15 protein-coding genes and 3 pseudogenes are annotated in these 18,797 nt (G+C 40.6%); 7 read left to right on the top strand and 11 right to left on the bottom strand.

What is annotated here, in order from left to right; all coding sequences use genetic code 11:
* Window positions 1–13 precede the first annotated feature (13 nt).
* From ACZ1G6_RS00195 to ACZ1G6_RS00185, 3 genes are read right to left on the bottom strand one after another with little or no spacing between them, the layout of a single operon-like run.
* Window positions 14–997 carry a COX15/CtaA family protein gene (locus tag ACZ1G6_RS00195; protein WP_472617536.1) on the bottom strand — a complete coding sequence of 328 codons (984 nt, stop codon included), beginning with the start codon at window positions 995–997 and terminating at the stop codon, window positions 14–16.
* A 19-nt stretch (window positions 998–1,016) separates the two neighbouring features.
* Window positions 1,017–1,577: a hypothetical protein gene (locus ACZ1G6_RS00190; RefSeq protein ID WP_472617535.1), complete on the bottom strand. Its 561-nt coding sequence runs from the start codon at window positions 1,575–1,577 to the stop codon at window positions 1,017–1,019.
* A gap of 24 nt (window positions 1,578–1,601) precedes the next feature.
* A complete protein-coding gene (locus ACZ1G6_RS00185) occupies window positions 1,602–2,327 on the bottom strand; it encodes an SURF1 family protein (protein ID WP_472617534.1) in 726 nt (241 codons plus the stop codon).
* 57 nt (window positions 2,328–2,384) lie between these two features.
* Here ACZ1G6_RS00185 and ACZ1G6_RS00180 point away from each other — a divergent pair, with 57 nt between their 5' ends.
* Entirely contained in the window at window positions 2,385–2,591 is a 207-nt protein-coding gene (locus ACZ1G6_RS00180; protein ID WP_472617533.1) for a DUF2909 domain-containing protein, read from the top strand.
* A gap of 16 nt (window positions 2,592–2,607) precedes the next feature.
* On the opposite strand, the gene ACZ1G6_RS00175 is transcribed toward ACZ1G6_RS00180, so the two are convergent.
* The 5 genes and pseudogenes from ACZ1G6_RS00175 to lexA all read right to left on the bottom strand — a co-directional run bounded on the left by ACZ1G6_RS00175 (window position 2,608) and on the right by lexA (window position 7,826).
* Window positions 2,608–3,489, bottom strand: coding sequence for a cytochrome c oxidase subunit 3 (locus ACZ1G6_RS00175; protein WP_472617532.1), 882 nt, complete (start codon window positions 3,487–3,489; stop codon window positions 2,608–2,610).
* Between the two features lie 11 nt (window positions 3,490–3,500).
* On the bottom strand, window positions 3,501–4,112 hold the full coding sequence (locus ACZ1G6_RS00170) for a cytochrome c oxidase assembly protein (RefSeq protein ID WP_472619012.1): 612 nt from the start codon (window positions 4,110–4,112) through the stop codon (window positions 3,501–3,503).
* 39 nt (window positions 4,113–4,151) lie between these two features.
* Window positions 4,152–5,757 (bottom strand): annotated as a pseudogene (ctaD, locus tag ACZ1G6_RS00165) (cytochrome c oxidase subunit I).
* A 4-nt stretch (window positions 5,758–5,761) separates the two neighbouring features.
* A pseudogene (gene coxB, locus ACZ1G6_RS00160) lies at window positions 5,762–6,881 on the bottom strand (cytochrome c oxidase subunit II).
* A gap of 324 nt (window positions 6,882–7,205) precedes the next feature.
* Window positions 7,206–7,826 carry a transcriptional repressor LexA gene (lexA, locus tag ACZ1G6_RS00155; RefSeq protein ID WP_472617531.1) on the bottom strand — a complete coding sequence of 207 codons (621 nt, stop codon included), beginning with the start codon at window positions 7,824–7,826 and terminating at the stop codon, window positions 7,206–7,208.
* 196 nt (window positions 7,827–8,022) lie between these two features.
* On the opposite strand from lexA, the gene plsB reads away from it, so the two are divergent.
* Window positions 8,023–10,455 (top strand): glycerol-3-phosphate 1-O-acyltransferase PlsB, encoded by a 2,433-nt coding sequence (gene plsB / locus ACZ1G6_RS00150; RefSeq protein WP_472617530.1) that lies wholly within the window; start codon window positions 8,023–8,025, stop codon window positions 10,453–10,455.
* Here plsB and ACZ1G6_RS00145 read toward each other — a convergent pair whose 3' ends face one another.
* Together ACZ1G6_RS00145 and ilvA are read right to left on the bottom strand one after the other, a co-directional pair.
* Window positions 10,456–10,824 carry a hypothetical protein gene (locus tag ACZ1G6_RS00145; RefSeq protein WP_472617529.1) on the bottom strand — a complete coding sequence of 123 codons (369 nt, stop codon included), beginning with the start codon at window positions 10,822–10,824 and terminating at the stop codon, window positions 10,456–10,458.
* Window positions 10,791–12,374 carry a threonine ammonia-lyase, biosynthetic gene (gene ilvA / locus ACZ1G6_RS00140; protein ID WP_472617528.1) on the bottom strand — a complete coding sequence of 528 codons (1,584 nt, stop codon included), beginning with the start codon at window positions 12,372–12,374 and terminating at the stop codon, window positions 10,791–10,793. Before ilvA ends, ACZ1G6_RS00145 begins: the two co-directional genes overlap by 34 nt.
* 234 nt (window positions 12,375–12,608) lie before the next feature.
* Between ilvA and ACZ1G6_RS00135 the strand changes: the two are divergent.
* The 5 genes and pseudogenes from ACZ1G6_RS00135 (at window position 12,609) to ACZ1G6_RS00115 (ending at window position 17,781) form a co-directional block, all read left to right on the top strand.
* A pseudogene (locus ACZ1G6_RS00135) lies at window positions 12,609–14,136 on the top strand (YifB family Mg chelatase-like AAA ATPase).
* 162 nt (window positions 14,137–14,298) lie between these two features.
* A complete protein-coding gene (locus ACZ1G6_RS00130; RefSeq protein ID WP_472617527.1) occupies window positions 14,299–15,540 on the top strand; it encodes a S41 family peptidase in 1,242 nt (413 codons plus the stop codon).
* 131 nt (window positions 15,541–15,671) lie between these two features.
* Window positions 15,672–15,986: a hypothetical protein gene (locus ACZ1G6_RS00125; protein WP_472617526.1), complete on the top strand. Its 315-nt coding sequence runs from the start codon at window positions 15,672–15,674 to the stop codon at window positions 15,984–15,986.
* A 105-nt stretch (window positions 15,987–16,091) separates the two neighbouring features.
* Window positions 16,092–16,307, top strand: coding sequence for a hypothetical protein (locus ACZ1G6_RS00120; protein WP_472617525.1), 216 nt, complete (start codon window positions 16,092–16,094; stop codon window positions 16,305–16,307).
* Window positions 16,285–17,781 (top strand): S9 family peptidase, encoded by a 1,497-nt coding sequence (locus tag ACZ1G6_RS00115; protein WP_472617524.1) that lies wholly within the window; start codon window positions 16,285–16,287, stop codon window positions 17,779–17,781. The genes ACZ1G6_RS00120 and ACZ1G6_RS00115 overlap by 23 nt, the downstream gene beginning before the upstream one ends.
* 73 nt (window positions 17,782–17,854) lie before the next feature.
* Here ACZ1G6_RS00115 and ilvY read toward each other — a convergent pair whose 3' ends face one another.
* On the bottom strand, window positions 17,855–18,727 hold the full coding sequence (gene ilvY, locus ACZ1G6_RS00110; protein ID WP_472617523.1) for an HTH-type transcriptional activator IlvY: 873 nt from the start codon (window positions 18,725–18,727) through the stop codon (window positions 17,855–17,857).
* Between the last annotated feature and the right edge of the window lie 70 nt (window positions 18,728–18,797).

Below are 18,797 nucleotides of genomic sequence, written 5' to 3'. Positions count from 1 at the left end.
ATTATTTTTGTTTTTAATATTTTCGGTACATTGTATATGTAAGCAAAATCATCACTAATAGCAAACAGGCGGCAACGGCGTTATGAAGCACTGCCACCGTTAATGGTAAGCTATAAACCACATTGCTAATTCCCAGACCAATTTGCACGCCTAACACTACAATCATCAAAGTCACTGTGCTTTTTACCATTTGACTGTTCGCAGCTTTGTATAATGCTATCGCTAGCCAGCATAAATACAAGAATACCAATATCGCGCCAAATCGGTGCATGACATGCATTGTCATGCGATCTTCATATGGATGTACACCATATTCGTAATTATCTGCTTCAGGCACACTAAATGCCCCAGCAAAGTCCAAACGACTTGTCCAGTTGCCTTCACAAATCGGCAGCTCTGTGCATGCTAAGGAAGCATAGTTGGCGGAAGTCCAGCCACCTAATGCTATTTGACCAACCAACAATGCAATGCCGACCACCCCATATTTAGCATAGCGTCTTATGTTCGAATCGCCACCAGGGATGCGAAAATGAGACAGACGCAAATACAAAATAAACAATCCGCTAAGCACTGTAAATCCGCCTAATAAATGCCCCATCACAACCACAGGAAGTAGATTCAAGGTCACTGTCCACATACCCAAGGCGCCTTGAAAGCAAACCAGAAGCAATAATATTAAAGGCAGTTTAAACGGGCTTTTTTTACCGCCTATTTTATGTTTAAGCGCAATTAAAAAATTAATCAAAATGAGTAAACCAAGCGCGGCAGCAAAATACCGGTGAATCATTTCGTTCCACGCTTTTTCCGCTTCAACGGGTCGCTCGGGAAAAGCTTGATTAGCTGCATCGATATGATGCTCAGCCTGAGGTACTAAAATATGGCCATAACAACCTGGCCAATCAGGACAACCAAGTCCTGCGTCAGTTAAGCGAGTGTAGGCACCTAAAATAATGACTACTAGTGCTAAAAATATGCTCGCAAGCACCAACTTCTTCATCTTACTTATCCTGTAATTTTTATCCAATACGAGAGAGTTTTAACAGCTTCTTGAGGTCTGCTAAGATATTGCGACTATCCATGATTGCTTTATCTGCATTGTCGGTCACCGGATAGCGTAACACCACATTATGTAAGGTGTCAGAGATGAAAATAGCATTTATATCTACGTTTTTAAACAATTCATTTACATTGGTTAAACTTCTTTGTAACACCATCGTGCCAGCACTTTGCTCAATGGCGTTTACCCCTTTTACATCACTCATTTCGGTTTGTAAAAACAGCACTCCTACGCGATCAGCTTCTTTGCCAGCTGCTTTTTGAATCTGCACAGCGCTGTAAATAGCGTTTTCGCAAGCAAGCTCACAATTAGCAGGTAATATATATACTACATGCCATTTAGCTGAAGACTCTTCTAGTAAAGAACCTGCTTCGATAACAGGTTCAAGTAATTCACCTCTGTTTGTGGCGGCTTTGTTAAACCAATCAAATTGCAGTGCCATATATGCCATTACAACTGGCGCGACAAATACAACGACCAAGAGGATAAAACTTCTACGATTACTTTTTGCATGTTCCATGATGATTTGCCTAATTTCTTATTATTATTTTTTATCTTCTGACTTTACTTGCAATCGCTTTATTAAGCTAAGTAAAAATATTGTAAGCGCTGCGATTGCAAGCCCAAACCATTGTATTGCATAGCCTAAGTGTTTCTCTGGGCTCATTGTGACTACTTGCCAATCCCTAACAAACTCATCACTAGGATTATTTGCTCTCACTATAAAAGGTAGAACGGGTGTTTTTACATGTTTTTGTATTTCCTGCAAATCTATTTGCTGCAAAATCGCGGGAAAAATCCCATATTGCTGGTTAGTTTCGCTAACCAAGGTGTTTAATAACGGTACATATAAGATACCCGTACCTTCTGACAAAAAAGGACTCTCAAATGCCGGTAGTTCATCTCTAATCCCAGTTCCTTTAAGCCAACCTAGGTCAACCATCAATATACCATAATCGGTTCTTAAGGCTTGTAAAACATGATATCCCGCTTGGCTATGATACATTTTGTTATCAATATAAAACAAAGTGTCCAAAGGTTTCCCGTCTATCTTTATTGTAAAATCTTCAAAGGATTGATACTCGTCAATTACTTCTGCTAAGGCTAATACGTCGTATTTAGTCGCATTTTCAATCTGTGCTAATCGAATTTCTTTTTGATCTTTACGCTCTAACTGCCAAAAACCTAATACCAACATGATGACAATCGCGGCTAAAGCGATTACTGTAGATATAATTGGGAAAGGCGAATTGTTTGACACTTGTTTCATTACTTTTGTTATTACGCTACTACTTTAATTGTTATTATCACTTAGTGAAGGGTCATCATGTTATTAAAAGTTATTGTAGGTGGATTACTTATTTTTATGGTTTACAACTTGTTTCGAGCTATGATGATCATGCTAAAAGGTGATACTACGGTTCCCATGAGTAAATTTATTGGGAGAAGAGTGTTACTTTCAGTTGCTATCGTTGCATTAATGCTAATTGCAATAGCCACGGGTTTAATTCAACCAAACCCGCGACCTTACTAATATAGTCGTTGTATCTTTATAAAATATATACAAAGAAAAACAGTATTACCCATACCACATCAACAAAATGCCAGTACCAACTGCCAGCTTGAAATGCAAAATGCTCGTCAGGGGTAAAGTGACCTTTCAAGACTCTAAAAAACAATACTAACAAAATGATTGTTCCAAGCGTCACATGAAGGCCGTGAAACCCTGTTAATAGATAAAATGTATTGCCATACACACCTGACGATAAGGTCAAGTTCAAGTCTTGATAAGCGTGCACATACTCAGCGCCTTGCAGGTAAATAAATACCGAACCCAAAGCAATTGTTGCAAACAATAAGACAGATAATTGCTTTCGTTTATTTTGCTCTAAGCCAACGTGTGCGTAGTGTAATGTAACCGAAGAGACTAATAATATAACGGTATTAATCAGCGGCAATCCGTACCATCCCATTGCGTTAGTCGTTTCACCTGCTGGTGTCACAACTAATGGCCATGCAGCTTCAAAAGCTGGCCATAGTACTTCATTAGTCATCGCATTATTAGATTCGCCCGACAACCATGGTACTGAAATTGTTCTGGCATAAAACAATGCGCCAAAAAATGCTGCAAAAAACATGACTTCAGAGAAGATGAACCACGCCATACTCTGGCGATATGAACGGCTTAATTGAGCGCTATATAAACCAGACATAGATTCGTCTATTTGGTTTTTAAACCAACCAACTAACATTATTAACAAAACAGCTAAGCCAGCCATCAGAGTATAGAACCCGTATCCGGTTTTATCACTGGTTGCTTCTATTACATAGTTACCAGCACCAACTGCAATTAGAAATAGTGCAACTGCGCCAACGATCGGCCAAATACTCTGTTCTGGCACATAGTATTTTTCATATTGTTGTTCGGCCATTGTGTTCTCCGTTATTCGTTTGAGTCTAAATAGTCTACTTGCGCCAACTCTTGGGCAGGCTCAACTGATTCAGTAATATCGTATAAAGTGTATTGTAGTGTGAAAAAGGTAATGTCTTCAGGCAGCTGAGGGTCAATATAAAATACCATCGGCATAACAGCTTCTTCACCAGCTTTTAAGGGCTGATGTTGAAAACAAAAACACTCCGTTTTATTTAAATATAGTGAAGCGGTTCCCGGTGACACCGATGGCACTGCCTGCGCGATGATGTCCCTTTTGGTTGGGTTTCGTACGTAAAAAGCCACTTCAGCCATTTTACCCGGATGGACCTTTACTTCTTTAGTCTGAGCTTCAAACTTCCAAGGCATACCGGAATTTGTTCTAGTAATGAAATCGACAGTAATTGTGCGACTTAAATCTACTTCTACCGCTTCATAAACTGCAGCTTGATCATTTGTCTTGCCATTTATGCCCGTTAAATCACAAAAAACGTCATAAAGGGGAACCAACGCAAAACCAAACCCAAACATACCAAAAACTACCACTAATATTTTAGCGACCGTTTTACCATGCTTAGGTTGCTCACGTACCACACCAGTGGCACCTGAGTCTTGTGCTTGCATAGACTTATGTTCGTTTTCCATTAACCTACGCCCCAATCACTACTTAACGACTGGTGGCGTTTCAAAGCTATGATAAGGCGCTGGAGATGGGATTTCCCACTCTAAACCTTCTGCACCTTCCCAGACTTGGTCAGTAACAGGGTCACCTTGCTTACGACAAGCTTTGATCAACAGGGCTAGGAAAATCAATTGAGACAGTCCAAAAGCAAATCCACCTACTGATATCCACTTGTTAAAATCGGCGAATTGCAAAGCATAGTCGGGAATACGACGAGGCATGCCAGCTAGACCAACAAAGTGCATAGGGAAGAACAAGACATTTACCGATATAAGTGAACACCAGAAATGCCATTTCGCTAGCGTAATATCAAACATTTTGCCTGTCCATTTAGGTAACCAATAGTAGACAGCGGCCATGATTGAGAATACAGCACCCGTTACCAATACATAATGGAAATGCGCAACAACAAAGTAAGTGTCGTGATACTGGAAGTCAACCGGGGTAATCGCCAACATCAATCCTGATAAACCACCAATAGTAAACAGTACAATAAATGCAATGGCAAAGAGCATTGGTATTTCAAAGGTTAATGACCCGCGCCACATTGTAGCAACCCAATTAAATACCTTCACACCTGTAGGTACCGAGATTAACATCGTTGCAAACATAAAGAACATTTCATAAGCAACTGGCATTCCAGTCGTAAACATGTGGTGAGCCCACACAACAAATGAAAGCAATGCTATTGACGCAGTGGCATAAACCATTGACGCATAGCCAAACAGTTTCTTACGAGAGAACGTTGGAATAATTTGAGAAATAATACCAAATGCTGGCAATATCATAATGTACACTTCGGGATGTCCAAAGAACCAAAAAATATGCTGGAACAATACAGGATCACCACCACCGGCCGCATCGAAGAATGATGTCGCAAAATACTTGTCAGTAAGTACCATTGTGACCGCAGCAGCGAGTACCGGCATTACCGCGATTAATAAAAATGCAGTAATCAACCATGTCCAAACGAACATCGGCATTTTCATTAATGTCATTCCTAGCGCACGCATATTGAAAATCGTTACAATTACGTTAATTGCGCCCATGATTGAGCTAATACCCATAATATGAACAGAGAACACAAATAAGGCAGTACTATCGCCACTATAGGTGGTTGATAGCGGCGCATAGAAAGTCCACCCAAATGCCGGACCACCTCCTTCCATAAACAACGATGATAATAAAATCAAAAAGGCAAATGGTAAAATCCAAAAGCTCCAGTTGTTCATGCGTGGTAGCGCCATATCGGGTGCACCAATCATTAGCGGTACCAACCAGTTAGCTAAGGCCAGTAAACGCTGGCATAACGGCACCAAATACCATAATCAAACCATGGACGGTTGTCATTTGGTTGAAGAAGTTTGGCTCAACTATTTGTAAGCCTGGTTGGAATAACTCTGCGCGAATGACCATTGCCATTGCACCGCCAACCAAGAACATAATAAAAGCAAACCAAAGATATAGCGTACCTATGTCTTTATGGTTTGTTGTAAATAACCAACGAGTAATACCCTTTGGAATATGGTGATGATGATCATCATGGTGATCAGATTGCGTTTCTTGTGTTTCAGTGACTGTCGACATCTGATTACTCCTCGCCGTTCATTATTGCGTTTACATCTTTGGCTTGCACCATATCACCAGTGTCATTGCCCCAAGCGTTGCGTTCATATGTCACAACTGCGGCTATTTCAGACATTGTTAATTGTCTTGCGAATGACGCCATGGATGTACCTGGGCTACCATTAACAATGATATCGATATGACCAGGAATATCTTCTAAGGCCATCTTTGACCCTTTTAATGCTGGGAATACACTCTGGCAGACCTTCACCATTAGGCATGTGACATGCGGCGCAAACTCCATCATATACGCGCTTACCTTCTGTCATCAGTTCTTCCATGCTCATGTTCATTGCTAATAATCGCTGTTCTTCTTCACGAGCGAAACGCGCCATAGCCTCTTGTTCTGCAACCCATGCTTCATACTCAGCAGGTTCTTTTGCAATAACGACTACTGGCATAAACCCGTGATCTTTACCACAAAGCTCTGCACATTGGCCTCGATAAATGCCTGGTTCATTGACCTTCGTCCAAGTCTCATTGATAAACCCAGGATTTGCGTCTTTTTTGATTGCAAAGTCAGGTACCCACCAAGAGTGGATAACATCATCTGAGGTGATTAAAAATCGAACTTTCTTACCCGTTGGAATAACCAAAGGTCTATCCACTTCGAGCAAGTAATTAGCAGTTTTATCAAATTTATTGCGTATTTGTTCGGGCTGAGTTGCCAAGACCGAAAAGAAATCAATATCATTATCACGATATTCGTAGTGCCATTTCCATTGCGAGCCTGTGACTAAGATGGTGATATCAGCCTCGGACACATCTTCCATTTCTATCAAGGTATTCGCTGCTGGTACTGCCATAAAGATAAGAATTAAGAACGGAACGACCGTCCACGCAATCTCAACCGAAACATTTTCATGAAAATTTGCTGGTTTAGCGCCTTTTGACTTACGGTGGACAACCATTGAATAAAACATGACGCCAAATACCACAACGGCAATGACAACGCATATCCAAAACATCAACATATGAAGTCCAAAGACTTCATTACTAATGTCTGAAACGCCAGGGCGTAAATTTAAGTCAGATCTGCCTGTATATGATGGGTCTGCAGCAAATGCCGAAAACCCAAGCAACAAGAAAAGTGGACTTAGGATGAGGTTCCGAAATTTCACAGTGTGCTCCTATCTATGCCTGTAGTATCGATGCAGTAAATTTGTGCAAAAGTTGAGTGAAAACTAGACATAGGTTTAATAATTCGTAATAGGTTTGTTGTATTTTTGTAAATTACCCGCTAATAATCGGGCACTTGAAACAAATAGTCTAGTGTTTTTTATATAAATTTCTGGTTTATTACTCGAAAAATATTGCCGATGGTACGATTGATGTACAAAATTGGGAGATTAAAACAAAAAAAACGAGCTATTAGCTCGTTTTTTCATGAATAACAATTTGTTTACAAACTACAAGTCGCCGTGGTCTCGAATAACGCCAACTGCTAACCCTTCAATCGTAAAAAACTGAGATGCTAAGTCAACTTTTATTGGATTAAAATCTTCATTTTCAGCGTGAAGTAGAATTTCACTTCCTTTGCGTTCAAAGCGCTTAACCGTGACATCTTCGTCAACACGCGCAACGACCACCTGTCCGTTGTTTACTTGGTCTGTTTTATGAACAGCGAGTAAGTCACCGTCCATAATACCGATATCTTTCATACTAGCGCCTTTTACTCTGAGTAAAAAGTCGGCGCGTGGATGGAACATGGCGGGATCACATTTAAATCTATTCTCGATATGTTCGGTTGCTAAAATAGGTTCACCCGCTGCCACTTGGCCAATCAAAGGAAGACCATCTTCAAGCTCATCCTCTAAATCAACGTTCAACCTTATACCACGAGAAGTTCCTAGTAATATTTCTATCATTCCTTTTTTTGCTAGCGCCTTTAAATGTTCTTCAGCGGCATTTGCTGATTTAAAGCCTAAGGTGCGAGCTATTTCAGCCCGTGTAGGTGGCATACCAGTATCAAGGATGCTATTTTTGATGAGGTTTAGGACTTCTTGTTGCCTAGGAGTTAGTGGACGCATAAACAGCCTGTTTTTCTATACAGTTATTTTGAGTATATCCTTTAAAAATCAATAAGCAAGCACTTTTTAATTAGGGTCGATCATGACTTGTAACAAATAAGCTCAACTAATTATGACATTTGAGTGCTACCAACGAGTCGGTTCATGTTAATATGCTTTGGTATAGTTTTTACCAAAGTATGATTAAAGAGGTAAGATGAATAGACTAGGTAATATTATTAGACGATTATTGTCGGCGCCTATCAGTGCATTTGTTTCTGTCAAAACGGTCCCTGCGGATGTTGAAAAAGAGCTTGGCATTGATTCTACAAAACCTATTGTCTATCTACTTCAAAGTTCATCGTTTACAGATACCATTGCACTGATAAAGTCAACAAAGGCCGCTGGCCTTCCCTCGCCAACCAATAAGCTCAAACTTGATGGTAAAACACATAAACGTTATTACTCGCTTACCCACCCAAGAGGCTTTTTTAGCGATAAAGCCAAAGCAACCACGATTGAAGACAATTTCACAGAAATGTTTCATTTACATCGTGAAAATGAAGAGTTGGACGCACAAGTAGTGCCTGTTTTTATCACGTGGGGCCGAAGTGCAGGTAAAGAAAAGTCTGGTTTTGCACAGTTAATTGCCTCAAAGGCATCACCAAGTTGGCTCCGTAAAGCCTTCATAGTGCTATGGTTTGGTCGAGATAATTTTGTCAGTTATTCAAAGCCAGTTTCCACTCGGCAAATGGCCAACTTAAAGGGTTCCGATCAACAAATCGCGCAAAAATTAATTCGCGTGGCTCGCACTCATTTTCAGCGAAAAAGACAAACCTTAAGTGGGCCAACTTTACTTGAGCGAGAAACCCTATATAACTCGGTACTTGGTGCAACAAGCGTTAAATTAGCGATAGAGAACGAAACTAGTAGTAAAAAGATTAGTGCGCATGCTGCCAAGAAAAAAGCCAAGTTTTATGTTGATGAAATATCTGCAGATTATCGTGAAGGCTTAATACGTATTGGGGAAAGAATTCTTCGTCGAGTGTGGAACAAGATCTACGATGGTATTGAAATACATAATGCTAAACGAGTAAGAGAGCTTGCCGCGAATGGCCATGAAATCATTTACGTGCCTTGTCATCGAAGCCACATGGATTATCTTTTACTCACTTACGTGATTTATCATGAAGGGCTAGTTACCCCTCATATTGCGGCAGGTATTAACTTAAACTTTTGGCCTGCAGGCCCTATCTTTAGGCGGTGTGGTGCATTTTTCTTAAGACGCAGCTTTGCAGGAAACAAACTATATAGCGCAATATTCAGAGAGTATCTTGAACTACTGTTTAATAAAGGGTACTCGGTTAAGTATTTCCCTGAGGGAGGGCGTAGTCGAACTGGTCGATTGTTACCGCCTAAAACGGGCATGCTTGCAATGACTTTACAAGCCTTGACAAAAGGTATTAATCGCCCTGTATCAATCGTACCCGTTTATCTTGGATATGAGCATGTGATGGAGGTGAAAAGTTATCAAAAAGAGTTGAAAGGAAAAGGGAAAAAGAAAGAATCACCCACCCAAGTATTTTCAGCCATCAGAAAGCTCAAGAATTACGGCCATGCTTTTGTCAATTTTGGCGAGCCTATTAATTTGCATGGCTTCTTAGATCAGCAAGTACCAGATTGGCGAGAAACCACGCCAGATGATGACAAAAAACCAAAATGGTTAACGCCGACTGTCAACAGCTTGGCAAATAACATCATGACGCGTATTAACCACAGCGGTGCCCTAAATGGTACTGCTTTGTTAGCTTTCAGCTTACTGTCATCTAAGACACATATCATGAGCAAAAAAGAGTTGGTCGCTTCAGTTCATGATTTTATTCATTTATTTGCTAATAATCCTTATTCAAAAGACGCAACATACCCTAAAGAAGATGCTTTAGAAATTGTCGATAGAACGCTTGCATTAAATCGTTTTGTACAATTTAAAGACAGCTATGGAGAGATGGTTTCTCCAAAGCAGGGCAATGATGTGTTGTTGACCTATTATCGCAACAATATCATGCATATGTTCGCCTTACCTAGCCTAGTTATGGCCGCCGTATTTGCACATAAGAAACTTGAAAAATCCGCGATTTTAGACCTTGTTGCTCACCTATACCCAATGCTTCAACGTGAATTTTTCATGTACTTTTCTCAAGAACAAGCTCAAACCTATGTTGAGCAACTCATTGTTTACTTAAAAGAACAAAAAATGTTGGTGCAAAAAGGCAAAGTGATTACGCATGCTGAACCAAGCTCTATGCAATTTCATAGTGCTTGGCTGCTGAGTCGAAGCATGCAAGAGACTTGGCAACGTTATGCGGTAGTGCTAAGAGTGCTAGAAACGCAAAATGTAATTGGTCGTTCTCAATTAGAGAGGCAATCTACCGTTGTTGCAGAACGTTTATCGGTGCTATTTGGCATGCATTCGCCTGAATTTTATGACAAGAACGTCCTTGCTACTTTTGTGAATGCATTGCGCGAAAATAATATGTTGTTGACCAGAGATGACGGTAGTTTAGAGTTCTCTGACGCGACAGCCAAACTAAAAGCAAGCGTAATGCCTTTAGTTTGGCCTGAAATAATTCAACATCTTGAAAGAATCTAATCAATCGAAGTATGCGCGCGAATCATTCGCGCGTATCAGCCCTTTGATACTCTTATAGGTCAAATAAATACTGATACCGATGCCCAGTGGTATCGCAATAACGATACCAACAACAGACATTATCAAAACAAAAGCGATTGTTGTTACTATTACGCCTATCCACGCTGAACTTATCATCTCTTGAAAGTGACTATAAGAGGCTCTATCGAGGTGATCCCCGCGACCAATATAACCCACTACCAAAGTGACAATTCCTGCCATTGGCACGAGCCATCCCGCTAACATTGCGCCCCAACCTATCATCACCAAGACTTTACTGGTCTCAGGTAAGGTACTTATATCGTCAAATTCCGTGTTGTAATTATCCATGTTTGCTCCTTGCTATTAATTCGACGCCAAAAAAACTCATAAGCCGGATCATCAATGTGCTCTTGCACATCAAAATCTAGTTTATCTAAATATTGTTGGAACACTTGCCGTTGCATGGCATCCATTTCAAATCCACATAGCACCATGCCTTGTGCAGCACCGTGATTACGGTAGTGAAATAAAGTAATGTTCCATGATTCACCTAACGTATTTAAAAAATGCATTAAGGCCCCAGGATATTCTGGGAAAGAAAAGCTAAAAAGATGCTCTTTAATTGCTTGTTGAGGCCTGCCGCCAACCATGTGCCTGACATGTAACTTTGCTAATTCATTTGCTGACAAATCACTACATTCATACCCTGCTTGCTTTAATTTTAACAACAGATTTTCGTATTCTTTAATACCATTTTTGAGCTTAACGCCTACAAAAATATGCGCACTGTCACTACTTGAATAACGATAGTTAAATTCGGTAATGACAATACCACCAAGTAAAGCACAAAATGCTTTGAAGGCGCCTTTCGTCTCAGGAATATTCACCGCAAATACCGCTTCTTTTTGCTCACCAAGCTCACAACGCTCAGAAACATAACGCAGGGTATGAAAGTTAATATTGGCTCCGCACAAGATACCAGCCATGCGCTTATTTTTGATATTGTGTTGACGACAGTATTGACGAATTGCCGCCGCTGAAAGCGCGCCGGCGGGCTCAGCAATGACTCGTGTATCATCAAAAATATCTTTAATCCCAGTACAAATTTCGTCATTGCTGACGGTGATTACTTCATCTAAGTATTTATCACACAACCTAAAGGTTTCTGTACCAATTGTTTTAACCGCAACGCCATCAGCGAAAATCCCCACTTGGGGCAAAGTAACCGGCTTTTTAGCTTTCATTGCCGCAAGTAAACAGGCAGATTCTTGTGCCTCTACTCCAATAATTTTAATCTCGGGTTTGACTTGCTTTAAATATACCGCCATCCCCGCTGCTAGGCCACCACCGCCAACGGCAACAAATAAGTAATCAATATGGCTTAGCTGCTCTAGCATTTCTTTTGCTATTGTACCTTGTCCAGCAATTACATCTGGATGATCAAAAGGAGGAATCATGACCAAGCCTTGCTCGGTAGCTAATTGTCGTGCATGCTCACTAGCTTGATCAAAACTGGTTCCATATTGAATAACCTTGACCCATTGCCCGCCAAAATGTGTCACCGCTGCAACTTTGATATCGGGTGTTGTTTCAGGCATCACAATAGTTGCATTAATTTTCATCGCTTTTGCGGCATAGGCAACGCCTTGTGCATGATTGCCAGCAGAAGCGGCTATCACTCCTTTTCGTTTTTCATCATCTGAAAGCTGTGACATGCAATTGTACGCACCGCGTAATTTGAATGATTTGACCGGCTGCTGGTCTTCTCGCTTTAAAAAAATTTGATTATCGAGCGTCTGGGAAAGTCTTTCTAACAAATTAATGTCGGTGACGGTTGCCGCTTCATAAATAGGGGCTTGGAGAATTTTAATTAGATAATCGAAACTGGCGATAGACATAATGTTGAGTGTTTACTTAGCTTATTGTGCAGATGTATTGCTCAAAGGCCGTGCAGCTACCTGCAAGACTGTGGCCTCTTAAGCAATTAAGGTGCTTTTAGTCTGCCTTTAAACATAATCCAAGGCAAGTCAAAATATCAATGACATAGCTATTAGCTAAGTAAGTACCATCATAAGGTTCAGTACCATCTAGCATAATGCCCTTGCATAATAAGTCGTTTTGCAGGAGGTAATATGGATTTAGCGGTAGTGTATACACGTGCCAACTTAGGAATCGATGCGCCTTTAGTAACTATCGAGGTACATTTAAGCAATGGGCTACCGGGCTTTCATTTAGTGGGCTTACCGCAAACTAGCGTAAAAGAGTCTCGTGATAGAGTGCGAAGCGCCATGTTGAATGCTGGTTTTGAATTCCCTAATCGACGCATTACGGTAAATATGGCACCTGCTGATTTACCAAAGGGAGGCGCAAGGTTTGATCTTGCTATTGCAGTTGGCATTATTGCAGCGTCTGAAAAACTAGGTGCGGATTGTTTATCAAAATTTGAGTTTGTTGGCGAGCTTGCACTTTCAGGAGACTTGCGCAGTATTCAAGGTGCACTTCCCATGGCATTTGCCGCCGCTAAAAGTGGACGCACACTCGTGTTGCCAAAAATAAACGCGCAAGAGGCCATCATCGTTAAAGACGCAACCATTTTATGCGCAAATTCACTATGGGACGTTTATTTGCACTTGATTGACAAGCAGACGCTTGAACATCTCAAGTATGAACCTAATACAAATGCAGATAACGTAGACTACGGGGATTTAGCCGATATTATTGATCAACAACACGCTAAACGCGCATTAGAAGTGTGCGCAGCCGGTGCGCATAATATTCTACTATTTGGCCCGCTAAGGCACTGGCAAAAGCATGTTAGCAAACCGATTGCTATCGATATTACCACCTCTTAGCGATGAAGAATCCCTTACCGTAGCCACTATTCGTTCTGTGGTAGGTGAACAATCTCAAGGCAATTCGTTTAGCCGACGACCTTTTCGACAACCACATCACTCAAGCTCAGCAACTGCGCTAGTAGGAGGTGGTAGCTTTCCAATGCCCGGTGAAATTACATTGGCACACAAAGGCGTGTTATTTTTAGATGAACTTCCTGAGTTTGGTAGACATACGCTAGATGTGCTTCGTGAACCTCTTGAAACAGGTGAAATCAATCTGTCTAGAGCTAAACATAAGACCAAATACCCCGCGGACTTTCAGCTAGTGGCCGCGATGAACCCAAGCCCAACAGGTGATATCAGCGACAAACGATGCAATAACGACCAAATATTACGCTACCTTAATCGTGTCTCAGGCCCGCTGCTTGATCGAATTGATATGCAGGTTTTAATGCCTTTAGTTGATATTAGTAAAGCCATTAACACGCAAACAACAAGCGCTTTAGATACAAATCAAAACAGTCATGCTGTGAAAAAGCGAGTAACGATTGCTAGGAATACGCAACTTGAAAGGCAAGGGAAGTTAAATGCTGAATTAAACAATAAAGAGCTTGAGCAATTTGCACGTTTAAGTACCAACAACCAAGACTTTGTTACCAGCGCAATTGATACCTTGGGACTATCGATGCGAGCCTATCATCGCACCCTAAAAGTGGCTCGAAGCATCGCTGATATTGAACAATCAAACAATATTGAAAAGCAACACTTGGCAGAGTCATTGTCTTATAGAAGCTTTGATAAAATGTTAAAACAACTCACTGAGTAAAGTTGCTTTAGTCAGGCAAGTGACCTGTGCCGAATTGTACAAAACCTTATGCGCAAAAATTTCTTTAGACGTTTTATAAATTAAGTGTACTTTTCTATGTTTCAGCGCGTAGGCATTAATACCATGTTTAATGACAGTATTTAATGTCCCTAAGGGTTCAATATGACAATCCGTTTGCCGTACTTAGTTTTGCTTAGTTGCACCATTGTGTTGTTTTCAAGCAACGTCCATTCTGTCAATGAAATTAACATCCAAGCATTAAAAGAGGATGTCAAAGGAGTCGTCGCTAACATTAAGCGTGCTTATGTTTACTTAGATGACAAGCAAATTGACTTAGCCTGTATCGAACAACAATACATAAACAAAGCTGAAACAGTTAAATCCAAAACTGAGACTGTTTTGTTGTTTGAATATTTACTCAATGAGTTTTATGACAACCATATGTCACTAACAACCAATGTTAATGAATCATATCGATTATCTGCGCCTATTTATGTGCACACAGATAAAGACGTCACACACATTAAAAATGTATGGCAAAGTCAGCTATCACCAATAGATGTCAATATAATCGGCGCGCAAATCTCAGCGTTTAATGGCACTCCTTTTTCACAAAAAATAGATGAATTCCCAAGTCTTTGCTTGGACAAAACGCAAGCGAGCATCAGGTCATGGGTAGCAAATAAGATTATTGCAGGGAAATACACACAAGCTCGTGTTCTGACTTTACAACTTAAAAATGGCCAAAAAATAAACTGGGATCTTGATGCTATTAAGCTTAAACAAGACAACAGCTTACTGAGCACCAAAGATATCGACGATGTTGGCTTGATTCGGCTAAATAACTCATTAGGCAATAATCAATTAATTGCTGCTTTTGACAAGGCATTAGATGAGATGCTCGATACAAGAGCCTTAATTATTGATTTACGTAACACCAACAATGGTGGTAATTCATATGTTGCAAAAGGTATCATGGGTCGATTTATTGACAAAACGCAGGCTTATCAGCAGCACGAGTATACTGAGTCTTGGGATGGCCAAGCGAAAATAAAGCGCTCGTGGGTTGAGTTAGTCAGTCCTAGAGGAAAGCTTTATGATAAACCGGTAGTAATATTGGTAGGTCGCTGGACCGGCAGTATGGGTGAAGGTTTAGCGGTAGGGTTTGATGGTATGCGAAGAGCCGATATTGTTGGTACATCTATGAAGCGATTGGCGGGTTCAGATTATAACTTTGGATTTATACATCAGAATTTTGGCTACAAAATTGTTGCCGAAAAAATCTATCACATAGACGGCCGTTTACGAGAAAATTTTGTGCCGAAGCACTACGTATATCAAAGTGGATTAACCGAAGATGAAACCATGGAGAAGGCACTTTTATTATTGAATAACAAACTATAGAAAGTAGGTTATTATAATCAGTGTAGTGCCATATTTGACAGCTTAGTTATCAAGACATCCTTGGACTGAGATTGTTCACCTAATAAAATAATAAAAACGATAAACTAACTAATAACGCGACGGGAATTGGGATGACCAAATTAAAATTATCAACGCTAGTGTTAAGTCTTAGCTTTGCTTTTTCAGCGCCAGTGCTAGCAGAGCATCACAGTGACAAGATGCAAATAGATACGAGTAAACATATAAGCTATGAGGATTTATTTAATCTAGAGCATGCCGCAAACCCCTTAATGATGCCTGACGGTAAAACGGTATTATACGAGCGCAGAAGCATGGATATCATGACTGACTCGCAACGCATTAACTTATGGACTGTATCTTTAGACGGTCAAACACATATGCCATTTTTGTCAGATATGGCTAACCATAGCAGCCCAGTTTTATAAGCCGATGGAAGCAAGTTAGCTTACCTATCAAGCAAAGAAGGCCAAACACAAATATACGTACGTGATTTATCAGTTGGAAACACCGCTCGAGTAAGCGATGTTGCCATGAGACCCAGCAGCTTAAGCTTTTCGCCTGATGGAAAATATATCGCGTTTTCCATGTTCACGCCCAGTAAGGGCAATTCACTGTTTACCTTGCCTGGCAAGCCCAAAGGCGCCAAGTGGGCTGAGGAAGCTCATTATATCGACCATACTTTATTTCAGCGAGATGGCGCTGGAATGAATCGACCAGAGCAATATGCATGTGTATGTTGTTCCTAGTATTGGAGGCACACCTCGCCAGATTACAAGTGGTAATCATGATTATGCAGGACAACTTAGCTGGCATCAAAATGGTGAAGCGCTGATGTTATCGGCCAATACGCGTGATGATAGTGAGTTTGATGTATTTAATAGCGATTTAATATCGGTGAACATCAATACCGGTGTGATGACCAAATTGACTGAAACAAGCGGGCCAGAGTCAAACCCTCATATTAGTCCAAACGGCAAATTAATCGCCTTCACGGGCTTTATTGATAATGGTAAATCAAACCAAATTAACCACCTGTACGTCATGAATAAGGATGGTTCTGATGTGCGCGATTTAACCAAAGACTTAGACCGTTCTGTTGGTAATATCCAATGGGCAGATAATTCAAAGGGCTTATATTTTAGTTATGATGATGCAGGTAAGAAGCATGTCGCTTATGTTAACTTATCAGGTAAACGCACTTTAAAAACTGATGCGCTAGGCGGCCAGAGTCTGGGCAGGCCATATACCTCTGGTGACTATGTAGCCACTGATGATGCACAGGTTGTATTTACCCTATCTACCGGCGATCGTCCTGCCGACTTAGCGGTGGTGAATAAACGAGGTAAAGTCACACAGTTAACCGACTTAAATGGCGATATTTTTGATCATAAAATCATGAATAAACCCGAATTGATGACAGTAAAAAGCAGCGTTGACGAGCGAGAATTATTGGCATGGATAGTCAAGCCGCCTCATTTTGACCCTAACAAGCAATACCCAATGATACTTGAGATACATGGTGGGCCTCACACAGCTTATGGCCCAGAGTTTTCAACTGAAGTACAAATGTTTGCAGCTGCCGGCTACGTTGTTTTATATGGTAACCCAAGAGGTTCAACTTCAATGGGAACTGAATTTGCAAATTTAATTGATAAAAATTATCCATCAGAAGATTATGACGACTTAATGGATATGGTTGATGGTTTGTTGGCTAAAGGGTATGTCGATGAAAACAATCTGTTTGTGACTGGCGGTTCTGGTGGTGGTGTTTTAACCGCTTGGATTATCGGCAAAACTGACCGCTTTAAAGCAGCAGTTGTTGCAAAACCTGTCATTAACTGGATAAGCATGGTCGGTACAAGTGATATTTACACCTTTATGACAAAGTATTGGTTCACTGATCTTCCTTGGAACGATGTTGATCAATATTGGGAGCGTTCACCACTTCGTTTAGTTGGCAACGTTTCCACACCTACTATGGTTCTTACGGGCGAATTGGACGTGCGTACACCTATGAGTGAAAGTGAGCAATATTATGGTGCACTGCGACTTGAAGGTGTCGAAAGTTCTTTGGTACGCATACAGGGCGCATATCACTCAATTGCCCGTAAACCATCAAATCTAGGGCGTAAGATTGGCAATATACTTGCGTGGTTTGATAAATATCAAAGTTCGCACGAAAGCACAGAAGAAAACAAAGACGAAAAAGCAAAAGACTAAACAACTAGCTCATATTGTTAAGCCGACATTTTGTCGGCTTTTTTGTTTAAAAGGGAGTGTTTTAATCCTTGGGCTAGGTGTGTGTGAACATAGTAGAAAGTGCTTCAAAAATAGGTTCTTTTGCTCTTTTAGCTAAATAACACAGCCCAAGCTTATACGATTCAATATCGTGCACAGTTAAGGCGTTTACTTTATCTTTGGCCGTACTATTATCAAGCACAATTTGTGGAACAAAACCAATACCTAAACCAAGCGCTACCATACTTACAATAGCTTCATTACCTGATACCTGTGCATATATTTTTGGACGAATACCATGCTCAGCGAACCAATGATGGACAATTCGTCTTGAAGGACCCTTGGCTGGCAATATTACATTATGCTCATGCCAATTAAGCGTATCTAGGGATTGTATTGACGATGCACTAGGCACAATCAACACTAATGGCACTGTATCCATTAATTGAAAGTGAATATGGCTTGGAAAGTTTGGCGTCTTAATCGCAATACTCAAATCACAGGCTTGCTCCGGTGCACTAAGTCGTTCAAGTGCTAGCGCATGATCACCGGTATCAAGCTTTATATCGACATATGGATATTGGCGTTTTACTTTATCTAGCATCGCGGGTAAATAACTTTGCGCTGCTGTTACCGAACAATATAGCGACAATTGACCGCTAACTTGTTCGTAATCGCTTGAGACATCAGCAAGAAGTTCATGGTATTGCCTTAACACCTCATCGCTAAACGCTAGGAGCTTTCTACCTTGAGGCGTCAGCGCTACGTTGCGATTATCACGCACAAACAACTGTGTATTTAGCTCCTCTTCTAAACGCATGACAATACGACTTAAGGTAGGTGGTGATACAAAGGTAGCAGACGCAGTTTTAGCAAAGCTTAAACTATTTGCCAAATGGGTAAAATGAGACAGATTTTTAATGTCCATCGCGTGCCTTTTATTTCAATTTTTGAAATATTATATTGCATTTAATTCAATTTATAAAATATAAAAGTAC

The organism is Glaciecola sp. HA4-3 (genome assembly GCF_055693685.1).
This window is presented reverse-complemented; position numbering and strand designations above follow the sequence as displayed.